Source organism: Arthrobacter sp. 10T44 (genome assembly GCF_056393885.1).
In genome coordinates this window covers 494283-519004 of the sequence record NZ_JBFTGT010000004.1, presented here as the reverse complement: position 1 = coordinate 519004, position 24722 = coordinate 494283, and the positions used below count along the sequence as shown (strand labels likewise).

Annotated in this window: 24 protein-coding genes; 12 read left to right on the top strand and 12 right to left on the bottom strand. The window is 68.3% G+C overall.

Annotation, left to right across the window (positions count from 1 at the left end; all coding sequences use genetic code 11):
• A partial coding sequence (locus AC1DBL_RS10395; protein WP_441418170.1) for a DUF222 domain-containing protein occupies nucleotides 1-1026 on the bottom strand: 1026 nt, incomplete at its 3' end.
• 246 nt (nucleotides 1027-1272) lie between these two features.
• The gene (locus AC1DBL_RS10390; RefSeq protein WP_476926051.1) at nucleotides 1273-1743 is read right to left on the bottom strand and encodes an N-acetyltransferase family protein; all 471 of its coding nucleotides are present in this window, start codon (nucleotides 1741-1743) and stop codon (nucleotides 1273-1275) included.
• A gap of 149 nt (nucleotides 1744-1892) precedes the next feature.
• Here AC1DBL_RS10390 and AC1DBL_RS10385 point away from each other — a divergent pair, with 149 nt between their 5' ends.
• The 5 genes from AC1DBL_RS10385 to AC1DBL_RS10365 all read left to right on the top strand — a co-directional run bounded on the left by AC1DBL_RS10385 (nucleotide 1893) and on the right by AC1DBL_RS10365 (nucleotide 5983).
• The gene (locus AC1DBL_RS10385) at nucleotides 1893-2456 is read left to right on the top strand and encodes a flavodoxin domain-containing protein (RefSeq protein WP_476926050.1); all 564 of its coding nucleotides are present in this window, start codon (nucleotides 1893-1895) and stop codon (nucleotides 2454-2456) included.
• A 183-nt stretch (nucleotides 2457-2639) separates the two neighbouring features.
• Complete coding sequence (locus AC1DBL_RS10380; protein ID WP_476926049.1) at nucleotides 2640-3380, top strand: phosphotransferase; 741 nt, start codon at nucleotides 2640-2642, stop codon at nucleotides 3378-3380.
• A 127-nt stretch (nucleotides 3381-3507) separates the two neighbouring features.
• Nucleotides 3508-4113, top strand: coding sequence for a malonic semialdehyde reductase (locus AC1DBL_RS10375; RefSeq protein ID WP_476908858.1), 606 nt, complete (start codon nucleotides 3508-3510; stop codon nucleotides 4111-4113).
• A gap of 70 nt (nucleotides 4114-4183) precedes the next feature.
• Entirely contained in the window at nucleotides 4184-4711 is a 528-nt protein-coding gene (locus AC1DBL_RS10370; RefSeq protein ID WP_441418165.1) for a 2'-5' RNA ligase family protein, read from the top strand.
• 138 nt (nucleotides 4712-4849) lie between these two features.
• A complete protein-coding gene (locus tag AC1DBL_RS10365) occupies nucleotides 4850-5983 on the top strand; it encodes a GGDEF domain-containing protein (RefSeq protein WP_476893019.1) in 1134 nt (377 codons plus the stop codon).
• A gap of 20 nt (nucleotides 5984-6003) precedes the next feature.
• Here AC1DBL_RS10365 and pgm read toward each other — a convergent pair whose 3' ends face one another.
• Nucleotides 6004-7665 carry a phosphoglucomutase (alpha-D-glucose-1,6-bisphosphate-dependent) gene (gene pgm / locus AC1DBL_RS10360; RefSeq protein ID WP_441418163.1) on the bottom strand — a complete coding sequence of 554 codons (1662 nt, stop codon included), beginning with the start codon at nucleotides 7663-7665 and terminating at the stop codon, nucleotides 6004-6006.
• 132 nt (nucleotides 7666-7797) lie between these two features.
• On the opposite strand from pgm, the gene AC1DBL_RS10355 reads away from it, so the two are divergent.
• Nucleotides 7798-8259 (top strand): DUF4190 domain-containing protein, encoded by a 462-nt coding sequence (locus tag AC1DBL_RS10355; RefSeq protein ID WP_476926048.1) that lies wholly within the window; start codon nucleotides 7798-7800, stop codon nucleotides 8257-8259.
• Here the strand turns inward: AC1DBL_RS10355 and AC1DBL_RS10350 are convergent.
• From AC1DBL_RS10350 to AC1DBL_RS10335, 4 genes are all read right to left on the bottom strand, one after another.
• Nucleotides 8249-9109 (bottom strand): phosphotransferase, encoded by an 861-nt coding sequence (locus tag AC1DBL_RS10350; protein WP_476926047.1) that lies wholly within the window; start codon nucleotides 9107-9109, stop codon nucleotides 8249-8251. The two genes, AC1DBL_RS10355 and AC1DBL_RS10350, sit on opposite strands and share 11 nt — an antisense overlap.
• Nucleotides 9110-9114: 5 nt before the next feature.
• On the bottom strand, nucleotides 9115-10584 hold the full coding sequence (locus AC1DBL_RS10345; protein ID WP_476908863.1) for a peptide MFS transporter: 1470 nt from the start codon (nucleotides 10582-10584) through the stop codon (nucleotides 9115-9117).
• Nucleotides 10585-10710: 126 nt separating this feature from the next.
• Nucleotides 10711-11823 carry an alcohol dehydrogenase catalytic domain-containing protein gene (locus AC1DBL_RS10340; RefSeq protein WP_441418159.1) on the bottom strand — a complete coding sequence of 371 codons (1113 nt, stop codon included), beginning with the start codon at nucleotides 11821-11823 and terminating at the stop codon, nucleotides 10711-10713.
• A gap of 84 nt (nucleotides 11824-11907) precedes the next feature.
• Nucleotides 11908-13377, bottom strand: coding sequence for an amidase (locus tag AC1DBL_RS10335; RefSeq protein ID WP_476926046.1), 1470 nt, complete (start codon nucleotides 13375-13377; stop codon nucleotides 11908-11910).
• 109 nt (nucleotides 13378-13486) lie between these two features.
• Here AC1DBL_RS10335 and AC1DBL_RS10330 point away from each other — a divergent pair, with 109 nt between their 5' ends.
• The 3 genes from AC1DBL_RS10330 (at nucleotide 13487) to AC1DBL_RS10320 (ending at nucleotide 15119) form a co-directional block, all read left to right on the top strand.
• On the top strand, nucleotides 13487-13813 hold the full coding sequence (locus tag AC1DBL_RS10330; protein WP_175323936.1) for a rhodanese-like domain-containing protein: 327 nt from the start codon (nucleotides 13487-13489) through the stop codon (nucleotides 13811-13813).
• Between the two features lie 14 nt (nucleotides 13814-13827).
• Complete coding sequence (gene pheA / locus AC1DBL_RS10325; RefSeq protein WP_476926045.1) at nucleotides 13828-14808, top strand: prephenate dehydratase; 981 nt, start codon at nucleotides 13828-13830, stop codon at nucleotides 14806-14808.
• A gap of 92 nt (nucleotides 14809-14900) precedes the next feature.
• Nucleotides 14901-15119 (top strand): hypothetical protein, encoded by a 219-nt coding sequence (locus AC1DBL_RS10320; RefSeq protein WP_175323934.1) that lies wholly within the window; start codon nucleotides 14901-14903, stop codon nucleotides 15117-15119.
• A gap of 25 nt (nucleotides 15120-15144) precedes the next feature.
• Here the strand turns inward: AC1DBL_RS10320 and AC1DBL_RS10315 are convergent, their stop codons facing one another.
• A complete protein-coding gene (locus tag AC1DBL_RS10315) occupies nucleotides 15145-16272 on the bottom strand; it encodes a diacylglycerol/lipid kinase family protein (RefSeq protein ID WP_476926044.1) in 1128 nt (375 codons plus the stop codon).
• A gap of 78 nt (nucleotides 16273-16350) precedes the next feature.
• Here AC1DBL_RS10315 and serS point away from each other — a divergent pair, with 78 nt between their 5' ends.
• Both serS and AC1DBL_RS10305 read left to right on the top strand, forming a co-directional pair.
• The gene (serS, locus tag AC1DBL_RS10310) at nucleotides 16351-17631 is read left to right on the top strand and encodes a serine--tRNA ligase (RefSeq protein WP_476926043.1); all 1281 of its coding nucleotides are present in this window, start codon (nucleotides 16351-16353) and stop codon (nucleotides 17629-17631) included.
• 93 nt (nucleotides 17632-17724) lie between these two features.
• A complete protein-coding gene (locus tag AC1DBL_RS10305; RefSeq protein ID WP_441418154.1) occupies nucleotides 17725-18573 on the top strand; it encodes an HAD family hydrolase in 849 nt (282 codons plus the stop codon).
• Between the two features lie 36 nt (nucleotides 18574-18609).
• Here AC1DBL_RS10305 and AC1DBL_RS10300 read toward each other — a convergent pair whose 3' ends face one another.
• Nucleotides 18610-19209: a hypothetical protein gene (locus tag AC1DBL_RS10300; RefSeq protein WP_441418153.1), complete on the bottom strand. Its 600-nt coding sequence runs from the start codon at nucleotides 19207-19209 to the stop codon at nucleotides 18610-18612.
• Between the two features lie 198 nt (nucleotides 19210-19407).
• On the opposite strand from AC1DBL_RS10300, the gene AC1DBL_RS10295 reads away from it, so the two are divergent.
• Complete coding sequence (locus AC1DBL_RS10295; RefSeq protein ID WP_476926060.1) at nucleotides 19408-21813, top strand: phosphoketolase family protein; 2406 nt, start codon at nucleotides 19408-19410, stop codon at nucleotides 21811-21813.
• Nucleotides 21814-21832: 19 nt separating this feature from the next.
• Here AC1DBL_RS10295 and AC1DBL_RS10290 read toward each other — a convergent pair whose 3' ends face one another.
• The 3 genes from AC1DBL_RS10290 to AC1DBL_RS10280 all read right to left on the bottom strand — a co-directional run bounded on the left by AC1DBL_RS10290 (nucleotide 21833) and on the right by AC1DBL_RS10280 (nucleotide 24600).
• Entirely contained in the window at nucleotides 21833-22594 is a 762-nt protein-coding gene (locus tag AC1DBL_RS10290) for a DUF429 domain-containing protein (RefSeq protein ID WP_476908868.1), read from the bottom strand.
• A gap of 56 nt (nucleotides 22595-22650) precedes the next feature.
• On the bottom strand, nucleotides 22651-23973 hold the full coding sequence (locus tag AC1DBL_RS10285) for a carboxylesterase family protein (protein ID WP_476926042.1): 1323 nt from the start codon (nucleotides 23971-23973) through the stop codon (nucleotides 22651-22653).
• Nucleotides 23974-24111: 138 nt separating this feature from the next.
• Nucleotides 24112-24600 carry an inorganic diphosphatase gene (locus AC1DBL_RS10280; protein ID WP_441418149.1) on the bottom strand — a complete coding sequence of 163 codons (489 nt, stop codon included), beginning with the start codon at nucleotides 24598-24600 and terminating at the stop codon, nucleotides 24112-24114.
• Nucleotides 24601-24722: the final 122 nt, after the last annotated feature.

The following is a 24722-nucleotide window of genomic DNA, read 5'->3' as shown; positions in this document are numbered from 1 at the left end:
GTCGCGGTAATCGATGGTGACCATGACCTGGGGCCGGAGCCCTCCGGTGGCGGGCAGTGCGCCGGAAGCCAGGGCCACTTTGCAGGCGCCGACCAGGCCGTCGAGGGATTTCTGCGGCCTCGACCGCCGGTCGAGCAGTGTTTCTTCGGCGCCTGCCACGCCGCCGGCCGCGCTGCCGGGTTCGCTGCCCGCTTCTGCGCCGGGTTCGCTGCCCGCGCTCCCGGTTGCCGCATTACCGGGAGCTTGGGTGCCGGTGCGGGGGTTGGTGGCGGTGTTCATCACGGTCAGCAGGTGTTCGAACTGTTCGGTGGTGGCGAAGATTTCCAGGTGTTGCAGGCCGTGGCGGGGTTTGCGGAGGAACGCGCCCTGTAACTGGCGCAGGACCTCCTCGGAGGGTTCGGCGCCGTCCTGGTCGATCGCGTCCGTCCAGCGCCTCGCGACCCGGGCCAGGAAATCCGGGTCGTGCTCCACTGCGGTGCGGGTCAGGGCGTGTTCCATCCGGGCGGCCGTTTCCGCATCGCACAGTGGCCGGACCCGGGCCAGGGCGAGGGTGATGATGGTCGCGGACCGGGACGGGACGGTACCGGCGGCCACGGCGTCGGCGAGTTCCTCGCGCAGGGGCGGGAGCGGCTGGCCGGTGATCCCGGTCCGCGGCAACACGTCCCCGGCCAGGGCCAGCCGGCGGTGGGCCTCGACGGCGGTGATCTGGAGCCGGTCCCGCAGGAACTCCCCGGTCTTGCGGTAACCGTCATCGAGGACCGGGGCGTTCTCGGCGGCGGCCTCCTTGCGGGTCCGGTCCACCGCCCCGGCAGCAACAACCTGCAGGTACTCCAAGGCCCGGGCAGCCTCCTCAACCCCGGCAGCGAACTCCACGGCCTCCCCGAACCCGAAAAGCGCCGCATCCCCGACCGCCGTCGCGGTCAACTCCCGTAACTGTCCCAGAACGCTACGCAGCGACGGGCCCCGGCGGACATCATCACCCGGCCGGCCGGCCGGACGAGCGATGAGGGCTGCACTGGTTCCCATGAATCAATCCTGCCGTGGACCTACGACATTATTGCCCGCACCGGAACAGCCGGCGCCTGCCTCGGACCGGGCGTGCGCGGGACCGGCCAGGGACAAAAAACGGACATCATCACCCGGCCAGCCGGCCGGACGAGCAATGAGAGCTGCACTGATTCCCATGAACTTAGTTCATCAGAGACCTCAGACATTATTAGGAGCAGCCGGTGCCGCCCAGCTGCGCGCTCCAACTACTCCTATCCGCCGCCGCTATTCGCGCAGGTCAAGAGTGAAACCCGGATAGTCCGGATAGTCGCCCACACGATCGGCCGGGAACCCCAGCGCTTCGTAGAAGCCCACGGCAGAGGGGCTCGCCTGCCAGTCGAGAATCATCGGCTGCGGCCGTAATCTGGCCCAATCGAAGATGAAGTCCATCAACGCCTTCCCCGCGCCGAGCCGACGTGCCTCCGGATCGACGTAGAGGTCATGGACCCGGCCCGTAGTGAAGGTGGTGCGCAAACCCGGCCCGAAGTCCTGGGCCAGTCCGTAGCCGAGGAGCCGGCTGCCCGACTGGGCCACAGCAACGCACCAGGCCCCGTCTGAGAGTACGTTCGCGTAACGGCTGTCGAAGTCCTGCTGCGGCACATCCCGGGCGGCGGGTGTGAAAGCGATCGACAACCGCCGAACTTGGCCTGCATCTTCCTCCGCGCCCGGACGGACGGACAGTTCCGCAAACGTCATTCGCCGAGCCTTCCCCTAAAAGTACAGCGGACTTCCACCTACATACTGCCACTGGTCGTCGCCGGCCTGGCCTGTGCCGGGACCTATGGCAGGTTCCAACCGGCCCCAGCTTCCAACAGACTTGAGCGAGGACGGTAGGAGGTTCAACCATGAGGGTTCTCGTTGCCTACGCAAGTGCACTGGGGTCCACTAGGGAAATCGCCCAACACGTAGCCGACCGCATGGCTGTTGCGCTGGGCGAGGTCGAGTGCCGGTCCGTGGAGGAAGTTAAGTCTGTCTCCGGCTACGACGCATTCGTCGTCGGCAGCGCCATCCACAATCAGGCGTGGCTGGATCCGGCTTTGGTGTTCTTCACACACAATGCGCACGAGCTGGCCAAACGACCTGTCTGGGCCTTCAGCGTGGGGATGTCCGACGCCTTGCCGAGACTTTTTCGAAAGCGCGGTGCGGCACTACAACAGCAGCGCCTGGAACAATCCCAGTTCCAGGACGTTGAGCTTCGCGGCCACAAAGTCTTCTCGGGTGTCTACGAGGCGGCCCAGATGCCAGGGCCGCTCCGGGTCCTGTTCCGGCTCACCGGCGGCCACTTCGGAGACTTGCGGGATTGGACTTCCATCGACGACTGGACTGATGACATTACAGCCCAACTCACTAGATCTTCTGAGGGGGCGGGCGTCCAGGGTCTCCCTCCGGACCCGCCAACCGGCGCCTGAACGACGTTCCCGCGGACACCGATCTCATCGAACAGGCCAACGACCACCGCGAGCTCTCGTCCTCCTAGCACCACGACGACGCCGGGCGCCTATGCGCCCGGGGCGCCGGCCGCCGTCCCCCTCACCGAAGGGGCGGGCACCGAACCGCCAACCGGCGCTCACCCCATCCCCTAGATTGGTTGGATGGTGAACGAAGAGGTCCTTGCCGGTGGTAATTCCAGCATCGTGGTGCGCGTGGGGGACACCGTCCGCCGAAACTCCGGGCCCTGGACGCCGGCCGTTCACGCCTTGCTCGATGCGCTCCGCGCCAGTGGAATCACGCGCGTTCCGGCAGCAGCCGGCCTCGACGAACAAGGCCGCGAAATTCTGTCCTTCCTGCCGGGGGACGTGGTGCAGTATCCGCTTCCGGAGTGGATTTGGCATCCCTCGATCCTGCGTGACGCGGCCAGCCTGCTTCGGCAGATCCACGATTCCAGCGTCGGTTTGGCGCACGAGACGCTCAGTTGGCAATTGCCAACCCACGAACCGGTCGAGGTGGTGTGCCACAACGACTTTGCCCCGTACAACATGGTGTTCCAAGACCAGCGGTTCGCCGGAATCTTTGATTTTGACGCGGCGTCGCCCGGGCCGAGGATCTGGGATTTCGCCTATCTGGCCTACCAGTTGGTGCCGTTCATTGAGGGCGGTGGCGTCGCTGCGCCGGAGGGGCCGGAGAGAATGGGCCGCCTGGACGAACTGATTGCAGCCTACGGCTTACCGTTCCCGCGCCGGGACGTGCTGAAAACACTCGGCGCCAGGCTTGTTGAACTCGCCGACTATTCCGAGGGCCGGGCGGCCGCAACCGGACGGCCGGAACTCAACGACCACGCCGCAATGTACCGCCGCGACAGCATTCGCATGGTGCAGCTGGCGAAGGACGCATGACGGCACGATCAGCCCGTTGTGGGCGACGTCACCCCGCGCCCCGGGAAGCAGCCGGCCCGGGCATCGGTTGAACCGAGGGACAGCAAGAGTGCCCCGGACGGGGTGGAAGCCCAGCGAAAGGTACGCGATGACTATCGCCCATGAAGAAGCAGTAATCGACGCCGCAGCAGTGGACGCCATCTTTGCCCAGGCGCGCACGGCCAACTCCTTCACCGGTGAAGTCACGGACGAGCAGGCCCGCGCCATCTACGAGCTGACGAAGTTTGGTCCCACCGCGTTCAACTCGCAGCCCCTTCGTGTCACCTATGTCCGTTCGGACGAGGCCCGCGTCACGCTGGTGGACGCCCTGTCCGCCGGCAACCGGGCCAAGACGGCTTCCGCACCGCTGGTCGCGGTCCTCAGTGTCGACACCGCGTGGCACGAGCAGTGGGACAACTTCCTCCCCGGCTACAACGCCCCCAAGGCAATGTACGACGCCGCCCCGGACCTCGCCGCGGCCACCGGCAACAACAACGCCCACCTGCAGGCCGGCTACTTCATCCTCGCCGTCCGGTCGCTGGGACTCGCTGCCGGGCCGATGACCGGTGCCGACTTCAGCAAGATCGACACCGCCTTCTTCCCGGACGGTAGCCAGAAGAGCTTCATGGTGGTCAACATCGGCCAGGCCGCCGAGGACGCCTGGGGCGCCCCGAAGCCGAAGTTCGCCTACGAAGACGTGGTCCGCACGGTCTAAGCGACCGAGGCAGCGACCGAGGCAGCCACAGGCAGGGGCGGGCGTCGGCGACCAGTGGCAGACTGGGCCCATGCGGAATCTGATTGTGGTCGCCTTCCTGGAACCCGTTACCGAGGGGATGGAATTCCCGCGCGACGCCTGGCCGCTGCACATCACACTGGTGAAGTTCGACGTCGTCGAGCAACTGCCAGCCGACGACGGCGGGGCTGACGCCGTCCTCTCCGGCGACACCCTGGCCACCCAGGTGGCCGGGCTAATGGACGCTCCGGCCAGGGCCGCGCTGGGCAGCACCGTGACCGTGGGCGGGGAAGCGGGCTTTGGCCGCGGCGGCTCCGTCCAGGTCAGCCTGATCGAACCCAGCGCCCCGCTCCAGACCCTCCACGAAGCCCTCGTGGCAGCGGTCGAGGCTCTTCATGGCCGGGTCGCAACCCCCGGCTACACGATGGCTGCCTTCCGTCCGCACGTTTCCCACCGGGGTGAAAAAGCCCCCCGCGCGGGCGAGCAAATGGCGCTGGACCGGATCGCCTTGGTGGACATGGCTCCCGACGGCGGCCATGCCACGCGGCGGGTGCTCAGGCTCTGGGAGGCCACATTGTGAATGAACCTCTTCATTTATGGTCCGAGGTGCAATACTGAGGTCAAATTGAGAGTTTGACTCCGAATAATACTTGGGTCACTAGGTGCGTGCTGGGGGAACCACAGGATGATGCTTGACACCTCTACCCTGCGTGTTGCCTTGGCTGTAGTAACCCTGACGCTGCTGTGCCTGTTCTACTTCATCACTTTCAGGCGGACCCGTTCCCCGTTCAGCGGCTGGTGGTGTTCGGCGCTGTTGCTCTTCCTGACCGGATCCGCGTCCTATCTGTGGGACGGCACGGTCCACCAAGTGTGGGCAAACCCGCTGGGAAATACCTTGCTGGTCGGCGGCGCCGGAGCCATGTGGGCAGGGGCCCGGTCGCTGCGGACGAGCATTCCGAGGTTGTGGTCCTTGACGGCGGGGCCTTTTGTGACGGGCGTCGTTTCGGTGTTTGACCACCCGGCCACGAACGACTGGTCCGGCGGCCCGGTCATGCTGGGCATGATGGCGCTGATGCTGGGGCTATCGTGCCGCGAACTCTTCCTGCTCGACGTCGACTACTCCAGGGTGCACCGCCCCCTCGCCTACGGCTCAGCGCTCCTGGCCCTCTTCTATCTTGGACGCCTGACCGTTTTTGTCATTGACGGCCCCCATGGGCCGGTGTTCGTCACCTACTTCGGCTCCGTGGTGACGACCCTTCTCACCACGATGATCCTTGTGCTCGCATCCTTCACCATGGCCGAGTTGAGCAACGAACAACTGACCCGTGACCTTCGGGCGCGGGCCACGGTTGACGGGCTCACCGGGCTACTGAACCGCACCGCCTTTGTGGATCTGGCAGAGAACGAACTGCGCCGCCTGGGCAACGCCCGCACCACGGCCTCGCTGGTTCTGGCAGACCTGGACCACTTCAAGGCTGTCAACGACCAGTACGGCCATGCGGCCGGGGACGTCGCGTTGCAAACCTTCGCCGCAGCGTGCACGGCCTCGGTCCGTTCAACCGACCTCGTGGGACGCTATGGCGGCGAAGAGTTCGTCCTGCTCCTCCCGGGCGTCAGCCCGGAACGTGCCGGCGAGATGGCGGCCACGATCAGCCGCCGGTTGCAGGAGGCACAGCCGAACGTTGAGGCGCGGCTTCCTACCGTGAGCTATGGGATTGCCTCGACGGGCCCCGGCCGGGTGGATCTGCAGGCCCTGATCGCGTCGGCCGATGCCGCTCTTTACCGCGCCAAAACGCTCGGCCGGGACCGGTCGGTACTGGCCGCCAGCCTCCGCGAGGAGCAGACGGCCTGAGCCTCGGCCCACGGCTGCGGCTAGGAAATAACCCCGTCCACCAGGGCCTTGGCTTCGGCCTGCACCTGCTTCAGGTGCTCCGCGCCCTTGAAGGACTCGGCGTAGATCTTGTAGACGTCCTCGGTGCCCGACGGCCGGGCCGCGAACCAGGCGTTCTCGGTGACCACTTTCAATCCGCCGATGGCCGCGCCGTTGCCGGGCGCCTCGGTCAGTTTGGCGGTGATGGTTTCGCCGGCCAGTTCCGTCGCGGTGACGTCCGACGGCGACAGCTTGCCCAGGGCGGCCTTCTGCTCGCGCGTTGCGGCGGCGTCGATCCGGGCGTAGACGGGGTCGCCGAACTTGTCGGTCAGGCCCTTGTACAGCTGCGACGGCGACTTGCCCGTCACCGCCGTGATCTCGGACGCCAGCAGCGCCAGCAGGATGCCGTCCTTGTCCGTGGTCCAGACGCTGCCGTCCATTTTGTTGAACGACGCACCGGCGGATTCCTCCCCGCCGAAGGCACCCTCGCCGGACAGCAGTCCGGGGACGAACCACTTAAAGCCCACCGGCACCTCGACGAGCTTCCGGCCGAGGCTTTCGGCCACCCGGTCGATGATCGAGGAGGACACCAAGGTCTTGCCGATCACGGACTGCGGGTTCCACCCGTTGCGGTGCCGGTACAGGTAGTCGATCGCGACGGCGAGGTAGTGGTTCGGGTTCATCAGCCCGCCGTCCGGCGTGACAATGCCGTGCCGGTCGGCGTCGGCGTCGTTGCCGGTGGCGATGTCGAAGGGTGCGGACCCGTCCGCACCAACAGCCATGCGGTTGATCAGGGAGGCCATCGCCGACGGCGAGGAGCAGTCCATCCGGATCTTTTCATCCCAGTCCAGCGTCATGAAGGCCCACTGCGGGTCCACCGTCGGGTTCACCACGGTGAGGTTCAGGTGGTGGCGTTCGCCGATTTCGCCCCAGTAGTCCACGGACGCACCGCCCATGGGGTCGGCGCCGATCCGGACGCCCGCCTCGCGGATCGCGTTCAGGTCCAGCACCGAGGGCAGGTCATCGACGTAGCTGGACAGGAAGTCGAACTTGCCGGTGGTGCCGGCAGCCATGGCGTCCGCGATCGGAACCCGCTTGACCCCGCGCAGTCCGTTCTCCAGCAGTTCGTTGGCGCGGTTGGCGATCCAGCCTGTGGCGTCAGTGTCCGCCGGGCCGCCGTGCGGCGGGTTGTACTTGAAGCCGCCGTCGCCGGGCGGGTTGTGGCTCGGCGTCACCACGATGCCGTCGGCCTGCGGCGCGCCTGCGGCGGAGTTGTTGTTGTGGGTCAGGATGGCGTGGCTCAACGCCGGGGTGGGCGTGTAGCCGTGGCGGGCGTCGATCAGCACGTGCACGCCGTTCGCGGCAAGCACCTCAAGCGCGGAGTTCTGCGCCGGCTCGCTCAGGGCATGGGTGTCCTTGGCGAGGTACAGCGGCCCGGTGATGCCCTGGCCCGCCCGGTATTCCACGATCGCCTGGGTGATCGCGAGGATATGCGGTTCGTTAAACGACGCCTTGAGGCTTGAGCCCCGGTGCCCGGAGGTGCCGAAGGCGACCCGCTGCCCGGGGTCGCCGAGATCCGGCGAAACGTCGTAGTACGCGTCCAGAAGCGCAGTGAGGTCAACAAGGTCTTGGGGTTGGGCAACTGTGCCCGCGCGGCTAGCCATGGCTCCAGCATGCCAGACGAGGGGGTGCCGCGACATGGTTTCGCCCGAATCGGACCGCTGTGACGCCGCGCGTCCGGCCGGGGGAAACGGCGCGGCGCTAATCTTGACGTACACACGTCAGAGGGGATTTCCATGACCGAGCAGCCCACGTCCGGGTATGACGAGGCGCACCGAGGCTACCAGCCGCCGCCGTATCGTCCGCCATACGGTGGCGACGGCCATGTTCCGCCGATGCCGACGGCAGCCCCGCACCTCGGCCAGCCGGCCGGCAGTTACGACGCCTACGGCCAGCCGGCCGGGCCGTACGCGGACGCTTACGGCCAGCCGTATTACTACGGCGTGGCTCCCGCGCCTAGGGGCCTGAGTATCGCGAGCCTGTGCTGCGGCATCGCGTCGTTCCTCGGCTTCGGCTTCTTCCTGCTCCCGCAGTTGGCCGCCGTCGTCCTCGGCCACCTGGCGCTGCACCGCGAGCCGGGCGGCAAGGGCCTGGCTATCGCGGGACTGGTCCTTGGTTATGCCGCAATCGCCATCACCCTGCTGGTGGTTGTGATCCTGGGGGTCGCCTTCGCAAACGCGGACTTCATCACCCGGTAAGAGCAGCCACCAGCTGCTCAGCGTTGGCCTCCAGCCAGCCGCGACGGCGGAGGATCAGCCCGCCCACGCCGTCGTCCCACATCCGGGCCCAGCCGCCGCCGAGCGTGGCAGCGTTGTGTGCCATCCGTTCATAGCTCAGCGACGCGGCCTCGATGCCCAGCCCCGGCACCCGGCGTCGTTCGTCCTGGTCCCAGCCGTAGGCATCGGCGAAGATACGGAGCCGCCGGAACGGTTCCACTCCCTCCCAGCCGGGCCACACGTCCGCCGGGTCGCGGAGCGGCGTCCAGTGCATGGCAGTGTTGAAGGAATCCCTGAGCGCCGTGCTGGGCCCGGCGAGGTCGAAGTCCACCAGCCCGGCGGCCAGGCCGTCCCGGACCACCACATTCTGCGGCGTGACGTCCAGGTGGCACACGAGCTCCGCGGGGTCCTGCCTGACGGCGACCGGTGGGATGTAGCGGGGCGGAAACGGGTGGGTGGCCGGCATGAAACCGGCAGAGGCGGTGTGCAGCCGGCGCAGCAAACGGGCCACAGAAGCCAGCAGCTCCTCGGACTGGACCCAGGCCTCGGGCACCGGCCCGGCGCACTGTCCCGGCAGGAAGGTCAGCACGTCCCTGCCCTCCTCGTCCCGGCCCAGGAACCGCGGGGAGCCGTCGAATCCGGCATCTTCGAGCCAGTCGAGGTAGCCTGCGACGGCGAGGCTCTGCGGCTGGTGCGGTCGGCGGATTGTCCCGCCGACCCGCACCACGCCTTCAGTGACATCGCCCGCCGGCATGAGTTCGACGTCGGACGCCTCGCCGGGGGCCGGGACGTAGACGCGCGCCTCAACCGGCGGGCGATATCGGATGCTCATTTAGCTCAGCGTACGCCGCCCATGAGCTTCTTGATGGCCGGCGAGGCCGCAGCCAGGCCGACGGCCAGAAGCATCGCCGTGCCGCCGACGCCGATGAAGTACGGCAGTTCGTCGTCGGGGTTGTAGAGCCCCGAGAGCATGCCGGCCAGCGTGGTGCCCAGCGAGACCGAGAGGAAGAACAAGGCAACCATCTGCGTGTGGAAGGCCTTGGGCGCCAGCTTGGTCGTGACGGACAGGCCGATGGGGGAGAGGAACAGTTCCGCCAGCGTGAACAGCAGCAGGATCCCCACCAACGCCAGCAGCGGCGTCTTGCCGTCGCCGGCCAGCGGGATGAACGCCAGGAAGGCCAGGCCCATCACGAAGAGGCCGATCGAGAACTTCAGGGCCGAGCCGGGCTGCTTGCGTCCCAGGCGGGTCCACAGGGCAGCCATAACACCGGCGAAGATGATGATGAACACCGGGTTGATGGACTGGACCCAGGCGGCCGGCATTTCCCAGCCGAACAGGTTCCGGTCCAGCTTCTCCTCCGAGTACACGGCGATGAAGGTGAACTGCTGCTGGAAGAGCGCCCAGAACGCGGCGGAGGCGATGTACAGCGGGATGAACGCCGCGACCCGGCTGCGCTCGGTGGCATTGACCTTCTTGCTGCTGAAGATCAGGACGAAGTAGAGCACCGACGCGCCGATGGCCGCGTACGCCATGGACATGGCGAGGTTGTCAGCGTTGACGACGCCGGTCGCCAGCAGCACGGCGATGATCGCGGCGATCACGGCGAAGATCAGTCCGTACTTGGTGCGTTCGGCTGCGGGCAGCGCGTTGGGCACCCGGTGGGCCTCTTCGGGCAGCTTGTTGCGGCCCAGGGCGTAGATGGCCAGTCCGACGGCCATGCCGACGGCGGCGGCACCGAAGCCCCAGTGGAAGCCCTGGCTTTCCTGGAGCCAGCCGGTGACCAGCGGGCCGATCAGGGCGCCGGCGTTGATGCCCATGTAGAAGATGGAGAAGCCGGCGTCGCGGCGTTCGTCCTTCTCGCGGTACAGGCTTCCGACCAGGGCGGTGGCGTTGGCCTTCAAGCCGCCGGATCCCACGCCCACCAGCACGAGGCCGGCGATCAGGCCCGGAATCCCGGGGATGAGGGCCAGGGCGATGTGGCCGGCCATGATCATGACCGCGGAACCGAAGAGCACACGCTCGGAGCCGAAAAGCCGGTCCGCGAGCCAGGCGCCCAGGATGGTCGAGAGGTATACGCCGCCACCGTAGGCGCCGACCAGGCTGGCGGCGAGGGCCTTGTTGATTTCGAGGCCGCCTTCAGCGGCCGTGAAGTACATGTAGTAGAGGAGGATCCCCTGCATTCCGTAGAAGGAGAAGCGCTCCCACATTTCTACGGAGAAGAGGCTGGCCAGCATTTTCGGGTGGCCAAAAAACGAGGTATCGCCCGGCGTTGTAGCGGGGGGATTGGCTAAATGAGTTGTGCTCATTTACTTAATGCTGACACCGAGGCGCGCGATTGTCACATCCGCGGCGCTCCGGGGCAAGTCAATTCGAGGGTGTTTCGCGGACCCGCTTTGCCGGGAGAGTCGGCCGAAGGGGACCCCGCGGCCAGGCTAGCCGGCGTCGAACATGATGACCTGGCGGACGGCCTTGCCGTCGGCGAGCTGGTCCATGGCCTGGTTGATGTCCGCCAGCGCGATCCGGGAGGAAATGAGCTCCTCGACCGGCAGCTTCCCGTCCCGCCACAGCTGCGCGTACTTGGGAATGTCCCGGGCCGGCACGGCCGAGCCGAGGTAGCTGCCAATGATTGTGCGGGCCTCCGCAGTGATGGTCAGCGGGGAGAGTTGCGCGCGGGCGTCGGGAGAGGGCAGCCCGGCCGTGATCGTGGTGCCGCCGACGTCGGTGGCCGCGAAAGCGGTCTCGAACGCCCGGGCGCTGCCGGCGCATTCGACGACGAATTTGGCTTTGATGCCTTGTTCGGCCAGTTGCTGCGGGGTGTACGTTTCGTGCGCGCCGAGGCGGCGGGCGTGCTCCAGTTTCTCGTCCAGGGTGTCGACGGCGACGATCCGGGAGAGGCCCTGGGAGACGGCAGTGATCAGCGCGGCCATGCCGACGCCGCCAAGTCCCACGATCATGATGCTGTCCTCGGGCCGGGGTTTGGCGGCGTTCAGCACTGCGCCGCCTCCGGTTAGCACCGCGCAGCCCAGGACGGCGGCGATGTCAGCCGGGATGTCGTCGCCGACCGGCACCGCGGAGGCCCGGTCCACGACGGCGTGGCTGGCGAAACCGGAAACGCCGAGGTGGTGGAAGATCGGTTCTCCGGAGCGGCTCAAATGCATGGACCCGTGCAGCAGGGTGCCCTCGTTGTTGCTCTTGGAACCGGCGGTGCAGGGCAGCCGGCCGTCCGCTGCGCAGTTGGCGCACTGCTCGCAGCGCGGCAGGAAGGACATGACCACCCGCTGGCCGGGCTGCAGGTCGGTGACGTCGGCGCCGACCTCGACGACGCGGCCGGCCGCTTCGTGGCCGAGCAGCATCGGCACCGGGCGCACCCGGTTGCCGTCGACGACGCTGAGGTCCGAGTGGCAGATGCCGGCCGCCTCGAGCCGGACGAGGATTTCCGTCGGTCCGGGGGCGGAGAGCTCCAGCTCCGCGATACTGATCGGTTTGGACTCCGCGAAGGGCCGGGGGCGGCCGATTTCCTCCAGTACTGCACCGGTGATCTTCATCGATCCCTCTCGTGTCGTTAACCGCGTTGGCACCAGTAAACCCCACGCGGCCGCGGCCGGGGTAATCCCCGCCGGGGGGGCAGCTTAGAAGCCGAGTTGCCCGGCCACCTGCAGCAGCAGCGCCTCGGATCCCATCGGGCCGACCAGTTGGATTCCCATCGGCAGGCCGGCGCCGGGCGGCCCGCCGGTCCAGTGCACCGGAATGCTGATTGCGGGAAGCCCGCAGACGTTGACCAGCGAGGACCACGGGGCAAACTCGCACTGCCTGCGGTAGTCGTCGTCCGCGTCGGCGGGCCACTCGGCGGGCCAGTAGCCGTCGCCGTGCGCGGCGCCGGTGAACCAGCCCACCGGCCGGGGCGTTTGAGCCAATGTCGGGCTCAGCACCAGGTCCCAGGCCGAGAACTGGGCAACAGTGTCCCGCTGGAACTGGCGCAGGAACCCGAGGGCCTCGTTCAGCTTCGCCGCGCTGCGCTGCTGGGCGCGCCGCCGGAAGGTGCGGGTCAGCGGGGTCAGGAGGGCCTCGCGCTGCGGCGCGATGCGGGCGCTCCCGACGCCGGCGGTCCACGCCGTCGTAAACGCGCCGGGGTAGCGGTTGTCATAGCGGATGGCGGCCTCGCCGGTCTCGTGCCCGGCCGCCTCCAGCAGCCTGATGCCGGTCTGGAGTGCATCGAGGGCTTCGCGGTCCGGGGTGTAAGGGAAGACGGCCTGCCACGGACTGTCCAGGCTGACGCCGATCCGCAGCGGGGGTGGCTCCTGGCCGGCCAGTTGCAGGTAGCTGCGCCGGCGGCCGGCTGGTTCTCCGGCCCGTTCTCCGGGTGATTGGCGGGTTGGTGGCGGCGGGACCAGCGCGTCGAGCATCAGGGCGGCGTCCGCCGCGGAACGGGCCAGCGGACCGGCGACCACCAGCCCGGCGGGGTCGCCGGTGCTTTCCCCGGCCGGGACCAGCCCGCGGCCCGGTTTCAGTCCCACCAGGCCGCAGGCGGCGGCGGGGATGCGGATGGACCCGCCGCCGTCGGATCCCGGGGCGAAGGGAAGCAGGCCGGCGGCCACGGCGGCCGCGCTGCCGCCGGAGGAGCCGCCGGAGCTGCGGCTCAGCGCGTACGGGTTGCGTGAGGGCGGGGCGATCCGGTTCTCGCTGTAGGCTGTCAGCCCGAATTCCGGCACCTGCGTCTTGCCCAGCGAGACGACGCCGGCGCCCTTCAGTGTGGCGGCCAGGGCGCCGTCGGTGGCGGCGGGCTTGTGCTCCAGGGCGGCGTTGCCGTGCGTGGTGACCACGCCGGCGACGTCGGTCAGGTCCTTGAACGCGGTCGGCATGCCGTGCAGCAGCGGCAGGGCCGCCCTGCGTTCGTCGTCCGCCGCGCGTACATGCCGGCGGTCCGCCGCGTCGGCGTCCTGGAGGGCCTGCTCTGCGGTGACGGTGATGAATGCGCCAAGGTGCGGGTTGTCGGCCGCGATGCGGTCCAGGAAGTGCGCCGCGGCCTGGCGCGCGGAGAGCTCGCCGGAGCGCAGGGCGTCGCGGAGCGCGACGGCGGACAACTCGTGGATCTCAGCCAATGGTCTCCTTTGCGCTCTCCAGAAGCGTAACCTGCCACCTGTTTGGCCCCGGCCCCGACCGCTGGCGATACGCTGGAGGCAGACCTTGATTTCAGCGGAGAGGACGACCATGAGCGACATCGACACCGTGACCGTTTCCGACATTCCCGAAGCGGCGCGGATCCTGGACGTACGCGAGGACTACGAATGGTCGGCCGGCCACGCCGAGCACGCCGTCCACATTCCCCTCGACCAGCTCCCGGCCCGGCTCGACGAACTGGATCCGGACGAGGACCTGTATGTCATCTGCCGCACCGGCGGACGTTCCTTCCGCGCTGCGCAGTGGCTCGTCGGCCATGGCTACTCAGCGTTGAACGTGGCCGGCGGCATGGACCAGTGGCTCGAGAACGGCCTGCCGCTCGTGTCCGACAACGGGCTCAAGCCCGTCATCCTGTAAACGAAAGAAGAACCATGTCCGCGTCAACTGTCACCTATACCTTCCTCGGCCCCGAAGGCACGTTCACCGAGGCGGCGTTGATGCAGGTGCCAGGCGCCGCGGAGGCCATCCGCATCCCCTCCTCGAACGTCAACACCGCGTTGGACAAGGTCCGCGACGGTTCGGCCGACGCGGCGATGGTGCCGATCGAGAACTCCGTGGAGGGCGGCGTCACGGCAACCCTCGACGCGATCGCCACCGGCCAGGAACTGCGGATCCTCCGCGAGGCCCTGGTGCCGATCAGCTTCGTGCTGGTGGCCCGGCCCGGCCTGCGGATCGAGGACATTCGCAGGGTGTCCACCCACGGTCACGCCTGGGCGCAGTGCCGGCTCTGGGTCGACGCTAATATGCCGAATGCGGAATACATCCCGGGATCCTCCACCGCCGCGGCCGCAATGGGCCTGCTGGAGGATGACCCGCACTACGACGCCGCCATCTGTGCGCCCATCGTCGCGGCCGAGCAGCCCGGCCTGGCGGTGCTCGCGGAAAACATCGGCGACAACCCCGGCGCGGTGACCAGGTTCGTGCTGGTGGGGCGCCCCGGAGTGCTGCCGGAACGGACCGGCGCGGACAAGACCACGGTGGTGGTCCCGCTGCCGGAAGACCGGCCAGGCGCGCTGATGGAAATCCTGGATCAGTTCGCCACCCGGGGCGTGAACCTGAGCCGGATCGAATCCCGTCCCACCGGCCAGTACCTCGGCCACTACTTCTTCAGCATCGACGCGGACGGCCATGTGGGCGACGCCCGGGTGGCCGACGCGCTGGCCGGACTGCACCGGATCAGTCCGGCGACACGCTTCCTTGGCTCCTACGGCCGGGCTGACGGCCAGCGCGCCGAGGTGGCGCCGCACACCTCCGACCAGGCATTCCGGGCCGCCCATGCATGGGTCGAAGACATACTCACGGGGGCATCTGTGGTTCAGGAATATAAGCCCCAGGCTTCGCCCACAGCGTAGGCAAATGCCACATGCGGCACTTCCACCCCTTGGAAACTGTGCGTATGCTTGCCTGATCTATTGGGGTAGTCCTCTACCGGAAGGAGCGGGTCATGGCTGGCACCAGCACAGAAAATGACGGCCAGGGAATGATTGTCAATCCCAAACCGACGGCCGAAAACCAGGACTGGGACGGCGACGACGCCGACCGTGCGGACCGGCTGCGCTTCGAGGAGGAGCAGGCGATGATCCGCGAGCAGTCGGAGGCACGCGCCGCCAAGGCAGCCGCGGACGCGAAGAAGGAAGCCGACGCTAAAAAGGAAGCCAGCTAAGAAGGAAGCCCGCAAGCCGGCCGGGTCATGGCAGGTGCCGGGCCTGGCTGCTGCCGGACTTGCCGGCCGCCCCGCCGCCATGGGGCAGTTCCTCGCGGGCGGGGTCCTCCCTAACCCGGACCAGCAGCGAGCGGGGGGCCACCCGGACGGTGACGGTCGTGGCCTCGCCGGACGGATCGCCGTCGACCTGTGTGGGCATCGGTTCGGCGCACTTGATCACTATCTTGCCGGAGCGGTAATACGTCATCACCGGCAAGTTTCTTTTGTGCTTCAGCACAATCTTCCAGTACATCGCCAGCCAGCCGATCGCGCTGCGCGGGCTCATCACCACCACGTCCAGCATGCCGTCGTCGATCATGGCCTGCGGGATGAAATCGATTCCGCCGGGGATCAGCCCGCAGTTCGCGAACAGCACGCTGCGGATCTTCCGGGACTGCTCCGGCTGGTCGTCAAGGGCGATGGAGACCCTCTTGCGGCGCCCGGGAAGGTGCCGCACACCGGCCTCGGTGTAGGCGAGCCAGCCCACCGCCTTCTTGAGCCCGTCGTTGGTGTCCCCCACCACCTCGGCGTCCATGCCCATCCCGGCGATCACCAAAAACGCATGGTCCGCGGACTGCCCGGTCCGGGCGTTCTCCACCCTCATGCGGGCGGTGTCGATGAAGCGCTGGTGTCCGAACAGCGCAATCTCCACGCAGCCGTGCAGGTCCCCGATGTCCAGGTGGACGTTGCGGGCCAGCAGGTTCCCGGTGCCCAGCGGCAAGAGGCCCATGGCGATATCCGTGTGCGCCAGGACGTCCGCCACCACGCGGACGGTGCCGTCGCCGCCGCCCACCAGGACGACGTCGGCCCCGTACTCGACGGCGGCACGGGCCTGCGAAAAGCCGGGGTCCTCGGCGGTGGTCTCGAAGAAGCGGGGGGCCTCCCAGCCGGCCGCCAGGCAGGCGCTCTCGACCAGGACCCGGGCCTCCGCGGACCTGGACTTGATCGGATTCATCACGACGGCGACCTTTTGCCTGACCAGGCCCGGGTTGTGCGTTTCTTCCCAGACGGCGCTGCGCGTGTGCTTGGCCTTCAACCGGCGCACACCCCACCAGCTGGAGACGGCAAATACCAGGGCTCCAGCGATGACGAGGTAGAGCAGCCAGTCGCGCATGTTGCTCCAACACTATCCCGCGTGTCCGCCGCGGCAGGACTGCCGAAGGGCGGCCCCCGGATTCGATACTCTTATCTGGTGATCGACGTAAAAGACCTCAGCGAAAATCCGGACAAGTTCCGTGCCAGCCAGCGCGCCCGTGGCGCCGATGAATCCGTGGTGGACGCGATCATCGCCGCGGATTCGGCCCGGCGCGCGGCGCTGATCCGTTTTGAAAACCTGCGCGCCGAGCAAAACGCCTTCGGCAAGAAGGTGGCGCAGGCAAAGGGCGAGGAAAAGCAGGCCCTGCTCGCCGAGGTGAAGGTCCTTGCGGCCTCGGTCAAGGAAGCCTCGGCCGAGGCCGACGTCGCCCAGTCCGCCCAGGAGGAGCTGCTGCGCGGCATTCCCAACCTGGTCGAGGACGGGGTTCCGGCGGGCGGCGAGGACGACTACGTTGTGGTGAAGACGGTGGGGACGCCCCGCAAATTCCCCGACTTCGAGCCGAAAGACCACCTCGAAATCGGCGAACTGATCGGTGCGATCGACATGGAGCGCGGGGCCAAGGTCTCCGGTTCACGCTTCTACTTCCTGCGCGGTGTGGGCGCCCGGCTGGAAATGGCACTGCTTCAGATGGCCATGGAGCAGGCCATCGACGCCGGCTTCGTGCCCATGATCACCCCGACGCTGGTGCGGCCCGAAACCATGCAGGGTACCGGCTTCGACGTCAAGCACGACGCCGAGATCTACCGCCTCGCGGAGGACGACCTCTATCTTGTGGGGACCTCGGAGGTGGCCCTGGCCGGCTACCACGCCGACGAGATCCTGGACCTCTCCGGCGGTCCGGTCCGCTACGCCGGGCAGAGCTCCTGCTACCGCCGCGAGGCCGGTTCGCACGGGAAGGACACCCGCGGCATCATCCGGGTCCACCAGTTCAACAAGGTGGAGATGTTCATCTACACCACGGTTGAAGAGGCCGCTGCCGAGCATGCCCGCCTGCTGGCCTGGGAAGAGGAAATGCTGGCCAAGTGCGAGCTGCCCTACCGCGTGATCGACACCGCCGCCGGCGACCTTGGCACCTCCGCGGCCCGCAAGTTCGACTGCGAAGCCTGGGTCCCCACCCAGGGCGCCTACCGCGAGCTGACCTCCACCTCCAACTGCACCACCTTCCAGGCGCGCCGGCTCAACATCCGTGAACGCGTGCTGAACGAGGAGGGCGCCCCCAAGGGCACCCGCGCGGTTGCCACCCTCAATGGGACCCTCGCCACGACCCGCTGGATCGTCGCCATCCTGGAACACCACCAGAACCCGGACGGCTCGGTCAACGTCCCGGCGGCGCTGCAAAAGTACCTCGGGGGCATGACGGTCTTCCCCGTCCTCTAGCCCACCCGCCGCCGGCAGTTGTTCACCGACGCTTCACGTGCCGCTGTGGCGCGCGTCCTAGCAGCTGTCGGCGGTGTCTGCTCTACTTATTGGATGACTACATTGACTGAAGCCTCAGTCGCTGGCAACGATGACCAGCGAGATGCAAACGAAAAAATGATGATCGCCCTCGACGTCGACGGAACCCTCGTCGACCATGACGGGCACATGTCCGTCCCCGTCCGGGAAGCCGCCCAGGCCGTGGTGGCCGCCGGGCACGAGGTGATGATCGCGACGGGCCGCTCGCTCAACGCCACGCTGCCCATCATCGAGCACATCGGCATTGAAAGCGGCTACGCGGTCTGCTCCAACGGCGGCGTCACGCTGCGCGTGGATTCCGGACTGGCCGACGGCTACGAGGTGCTGCACAAAGCCACCTTCGACCCCGGGCCGGCGCTCCGGGCGCTGCGCAAGCGGCTGCCCTCGGCCAAGTACGCGCTCGAGGACGAGAACGGCAACTTCCTCTCCACCGAACGCTTCCAGGACGCCAGCTTCGGCGTCGAGGCAATCGGTGTCGACTTCCAGACCATGCTGGAGGCCACCGCCGTGCGCGTCGTGGTGTTCAGTTCGGAGAACACGCCAGAGGAATTCAACGCGGCCATCCGCCACGTGGGCCTCGCCGGCGTCACCTACTCCGTCGGCTGGACGGCGTGGCTGGACATTGCCGCCGCCGGCGTCACCAAGGCCAGCGCCCTGGAACACCTGCGCGGACGGCTGAGCATCGAGGCGCACCGCACGGTCGCCGTCGGCGACGGCCGCAACGACATCGAGATGCTCACCTGGGCACGCCGCGGCGTGGCGATGGGCCAGGCGCCCGCGGAGGTGATCGCCGCCGCCGACGAGGTCACCCACTCGGTCTACGACGACGGCGCCGCCCACGTGCTGCGCAGCATCCTCCTCTAAGACACCGGCGCGGACGCCGGTGCGGGCGCGCCGGCCCTAGCGGACGTCGAGGATCAGGCCCAGCAGCCGGGCGGCGGCGGGCCGGGCCGCGTGTTCCTCGTTCCACTGCGCCCGGGCCACGGCCTTGCTGACGGCCTGCGTGGTGATGCCGAGTTCCTCGGCCACCGCCTTCTGCTGCCCGCGCACGCCGGGGGTCAGCAGGTCCAGCACCCGCCACTCGGCGGCGCTCCGGTCGTGCACAATGTGGCCCAGCAGCCGCAGCACGGCCTCGGCTTCCGCGGCCAGATCAGCGAACGGGCCTTCCACCGCCACCGGGATGCGTTCCTTGCCGTTTCTCAGCCGGTCCACGGCGCGGCGGGCGTAGACGAGCCCGTGGCCGGACGCGTCCTTGATCTGGTTCGGCAGCGGTTCGTTGACCGGGCCGACGCCGATTCCGACGTACCAGGCCCCCGTCCGCAGGGCGATCAGCGCCGCCTCGACGGCCTGACGCGGGCAGTCCAGGATGCCCTGGACCTCGTCCTCCACGGAACGGTCGAAATCCAGGCGCGCCGGAATGTGCCGCAGGTCCTTGAGGAGCTGCGGCACACGGTCGCCGTCGCGCCGGCTGTCGGTTTGGTTGATGGTCAGCGTGAACATACTGGATGCCACACTACCGCGTGGCAAACGGGAGGCAAGCCCGCAGGGTGTGCCTGATGCCGGCCACGTAACAACCCCGCCGCGGCCCCCGCCGGGACACCCGGCGGGCTTGTCTCTGGTCCCGGGAGATGTTGCGATGGGGGGAGACGCTGCCGACGGCGGCACGGACCGGGGCGGAGTGCATCAGTGGGTAATGGGTTGGAACAGGGGACAGGGCAGCGGACCGCGGAGACGGCGGGCAGGGACGAACTTGGCCTCGTGGACCGGTGGTGGCGGGCCGCCAACTACCTCTCGGTAGGCCAGATCTATTTGCGCTCCAATCCGTTGCTGCGTGAGCCGCTGAGCGCCGGGGATACCAAGTCCCGCCTGCTCGGCCACTGGGGCACCACTCCAGGATTGAACTTCATCTATGCGCACCTGAACCGGGTCATCCGCCGGGATTCGCAGGAGATGCTGTTCGTCGCCGGGCCGGGCCACGGCGGACCGGCCGTGGTGGCGAACGGTTGGCTGGAGGGCACCTACTCGGAGATCTACAGCAACGTGGGCCCGGACGAGGACGGGCTGGCCGAGCTGTTCCGGCAGTTCTCCTACCCCGGCGGCATCCCCAGCCACGCCGCCCCGGAAACACCGGGCTCCATCAACGAGGGCGGTGAACTCGGGTACTCGCTGGCCCACGCCTACGGCACGGTGTTCGACAACCCCCGGCTGATCACCGCCGTCGTGATCGGCGACGGCGAGGCGGAGACCGGGCCGCTGGCCGCGAGCTGGCACTCCCACAACTTCCTGGACCCGGCGGCGGACGGGGCCGTGCTGCCGATCCTGCACCTGAACGGCTACAAGATCGCCAACCCGACGATTCTCGCGCGGATGCCGGAGGCCCAGCTGGAGCAGCTGCTGCGCGGGTACGGCCACAAGCCGCACTTCGTAACCGTCACTGACCCGGAGGACACCGCCGCGGCGCACCGCGATTTTGCCGCGGTGCTGGACGCGTGCCTGGCGGAAATACGGGCCATCCAGGCCGAACGGCGCGCCGGCGGCTGGAACGGTGACGACGCTCCCGCCGCCGCGTGGCCGATGATCGTGCTGCGCTCGCCCAAGGGCTGGACCGGGCCGAAGACGGTTGATGGGCTGCAGGTGGAAGGCACCTGGCGCAGCCACCAGGTGCCACTCGCCGAAGTCCGCACCAATCCCGAGCACCTGGCCCAGCTCGGGCAGTGGCTGGAGTCCTACCGCCCGGAGGAACTGTTCGACGGCGCCGGGCGGCTCCGGCCGGAGGTGGCCGCGAACGCCCCGGGCGGCGAGCTGCGGATGAGCGCCACCCCGCATGCCAACGGCGGCATCCTGCTGCGCGACCTGAAGCTGCCCGGCTACGCCGACCACGCGGTGGAGGTCGCCCAGCCGGGCCGGGAGCGGGTCAGCGCCATGATCACCCTCGGCTCCTGGATGCGGGACGTGATAGCGCTCAACCCGGAGACCTTCCGGCTCTTCGGCCCGGACGAGACCGCGTCCAACCGGCTGCAGGACGTCTACGAGGTCACGGACAAGGTCTGGCAGTACCGGATCGAGGCCGTCGACGAGCACCTGGCCCGCGCCGGCCGGGTGATGGAAGTCCTCAGCGAACACCTGTGCCAGGGCTGGCTGGAAGGCTACCTGCTCACCGGCCGGCACGGGGTGTTCAGCTGCTACGAGGCGTTCATCCACATTGTCGATTCGATGTTCAACCAGCACGCCAAGTGGCTCGAGGTGCACCGCGAGCTGCCGTGGCGCCAGCCCGTCGCCTCGCTGAACTACGTCCTCTCCTCGCACGTCTGGCAGCAGGACCACAACGGCTTCTCGCACCAGGATCCGGGCTTCATCGACCACGCGGTGAACAAGAAGTCCGAGGTCATCCGGGTCTACCTGCCGCCGGACGCGAACACGCTGCTCTCGGTGATGGAGCACTGCCTCGGTTCGCGGGACTACGTCAACATCGTGGTCAGCGGCAAACAGCCCTCGCCCACCTGGCTGGGACCGGCCGACGCCGCGCACCACTGCCAGCGCGGCCTGGGAATCTGGGAATTCGCCGGTTCCGAGGTCCCGGGCGAGGAGCCCGACGTCGTCCTGGCCTGCGCGGGGGACGTCCCCACGGTGGAGACCGTCGCGGCGGCCGAACTGCTCAAGGAAGGGGCACCCGGGCTGAAGATCCGGGTGGTGAACGTGGTGGACCTGATGCGGCTCCAGGATGCCGCCGAACACCCGCACGGCCTCTCCTCCCGGGACTTTGACGGCATCTTCACCGCGGACAAGCCGATCATTTTCGCGTACCACGGCTACCCCTCGCTGATCCACCGGCTGGCCTACCGCCGCACCAACCAGGAGGGCCTGCACGTGCGCGGTTACAAGGAGGAAGGCACCACGACGACGCCGTTCGACATGGCCATGCTCAACGGGATCGACCGCTACCAGCTGGCCATCGACGCAATTGACCGGGTGCCGGGGCTGGCCGAACGGCACTCGCTGCTGCGCCAGTCGCTGCAGGACCGGCGCATCCGGGCCCACAACCACACCAGGGAGCACGGCGAGGACGCGAAGGAGATCAGCGGCTGGACCCTCGGCGGCGAATAGCCTGCCCGCGGTGGCGGGTCTAGGCCGGCCCACCGGTGAGTGCGGACAGCCCGCCGGTGGGCAGATGGATCCAGCCCTCGGTCCGTGCGGCCCGGGCGTGCGCGGCGTCGGGACGGATAGTCGCGCCGAGGGCCACGGCCCGCGCGGTAAGGGACGCGATGACGGCGTCGAACATGTCGTCCGAACCGGCCAGCTGCTCCCCGTGCCCGGCAAGATCCAGCCACGGGGCGGCCTGCCTGAGCCCGCGGAGGAGATCGCCCAGCCGCTGCGTTTCCGCGCCGCCGCGCCCCTTGTAGCCGCGGGCCAGCAGGCCCCAGGACTTCAGTGACGCTGCCGGGTAGACCTCGGCCAGCCGGCCGCTGCCGTCCCGCGCCTGGGGACCGTGCTCCACGGCGATCTTGGCCTGGATGACGGCGCAGCGCATCGCCGGGTGCGCCAGCCGGTCGGCTGAGACGCTGAGCGGGATCAACCCGGTCCGGGCGGTGACGAAGCGGTCGGTGTCCCGGTAGGCCAGCAGCCGGCGGCCTTCGATTCCGTCGTGGTCAAGCACGGGGTGCGGATCCCCGGCCAGGTGCCCGGCAATGAAGGGCAGGAAGGCGTCCGGCCAGCCCACGGGGCAGTCGATCCCGGCCAGATCCGCAGCGCCAAAGAGCCGGACGATTTCGTCGTCGTCGACGTCGAGCGCCAGGTGCGCCAGGCGGGCGGTGCCATTGTTCCATTCGACGACGGCGGCCGCCGTCTTCTTCGTGGCCGCCGCGAGGTCGACGCCGAGGGTCAACATCCGCTGCCCGCCCGGGGGCTCAGCGAGGTGGACATGGCATCAACCTTTCCTGTGGCTCAAAGAGCGCGGTACCGGAACGCGCCGGGGATCCCGCCGCGGCTCTCCAGACCCTTTCCCGAGGCAAAGCGGGCCCACACGCCACGCAGGGCCCGGCCCTGGGCGTCGATCTCCTCCCAGCTGGCTCCGGCGACCAGCCCCACACCTTCCCAGGTCCGCCGGTCGCCGAACAGCAGCGGCAGGTCCACGGTGTGTGCCGCCCCGTAGAAGTTCCCAGGCGCGGCCCAGGACAGCACGTAGCGGTAGGCCGTGCCGCCCGCCCGGGTGTGGCGGCGGGCGAACCGCCTGGCGGAACGGCCGTACACCGCCTCGGTCACTGCCCAGTTGATGGCCTTGACGACGGCGGGCCCGAGCACGGGGACCTTGGCCAGGCGGCTGACCGCCGGGTTGCGCGGCAGGAACATCCGGGCTTCCTCGGAGGTGTGCCCGATCAGGACCTCGATCCCGGGTGCCGTGGCGTTCCAGGCGGCCTCAATCCCGGACTCCGGCGGCAGGGGCGCATGCCCGTACTGGGTGCCGAAGGGCATGGCCGCGATCAGCCCGTACTTCCGGGCCACCTGCGACACGTGCCCCTCGATCTCCACGACTTCCATCGCGGGGGTGTCTTCGTTGACGGCCTCCGCGGCGACGCCCATGGCGCGGCTCATCTTGTCTCGGCCGCGGGTAATGCCAAGCGGCGCGCTCTGGATGATGGCGCGTTGGAACAGGGTGGGGGCCTCCGGCGTCGCCATCAGGTGGGCGACGGCGTCGCCTCCGGCAGATTGACCGAAAGCCGTGACGTTGCCCGGGTCGCCGCCGAAGGCGCCGATGTTGCGCTGCACCCAGCGGAACGCCTCGAGTTGGTCCAGCAGGCCGAGGTTGGCGGGCCGGCCGGTGCCGGTGGCCAGGTAACCGAACAGGCCCAGGCGGTACGTCACGGAGACCACGATGACGCGGTTTTCGGCGACGAGCGCCTTGGGGTCGAAGATTGCCAGGTCGCCGGAACCGGAGGTGTAGGAGCCGCCGTGCAGCCACACCATGACCGGCACGCGTTCGCCGTCGCGCAGGTCCTTCGGCATGGTGATCGAGAGCCGCTGGCAGTCCTCGCTGCCGGGGAGTTCGCCGTAGCGGGTGCCAAGAATGTCGTCCAGGAACGGGACCGGCGCCTGCGGGCAGGCGGGGGAGAGGTTCGTGGCCGCGAGGGTTTCGCTCCAGTCGGGCGCACCCGCCGGGGGCTGGAAACGCGCCGCGGTGGCGTACGGAATACCCGTGGCACGCACCACGTCGCCGTCCCGCCACCCGGAGACCGGGCCGCAGGGCGGGCTAAAGGTTGGTTCATGCATGAACCAACGATTTCACACTTTCCTGACCCACGGCTGCCAGCGGTCATCTGCGCTCAAACAGCAACGCGGGGTCACTTACCGCCCATATCCGTCGGCCGGATCGGCGGTAAGTGACCCCGCGTTGGTGCTGCGGAGGCGTTAGTGCGTGTGCGGGACGAAGCGCTTGATCGACGCTTCGAGTTCGGCCTCGGCCGCGGCGCGATCGCCCCAGCCCTCGGCCTTGACCCACTTGCCGGGCTCCAGGTCCTTGTACCGGGTGAAGAAGTGCTCGATTTCCTTGATCAGGAATTCGCTGACGTCGCTGATCTCGTTGATGTGGTCGAAGCGCGGATCGGCCGGCACGCAGAGGACCTTGGCGTCCCCGCCGCCGTCGTCGGTCATGTTGAAGACGCCGATCGGGCGGGACTCGACGATCACGCCGGGGTGCAGATCGAAGTCCTGCAGGAGCACCAGTGCGTCCAGCGGGTCGCCGTCCTCGCCCAGGGTGTTCTCGAAGAAGCCGTAGTGCGTGGGGTACTGCATGGAGGTGAACAGGACGCGGTCCAGGCGGACGCGGCCGGTCTCGTGGTCGACTTCGTACTTGACGCGCGATCCCTTGGGGATCTCGATGGTCACGTCATGCTTCATGGAATGCTCCTCGACGGATTCAGGGGGTGCGCGGCACACGTGGCGTGCAGAAAAAGCAGTGCCGGTGCCGCCGACTATTATTGAGGATATAGCGACAGGCCCTGGTTTCAGGAACTAGTGGG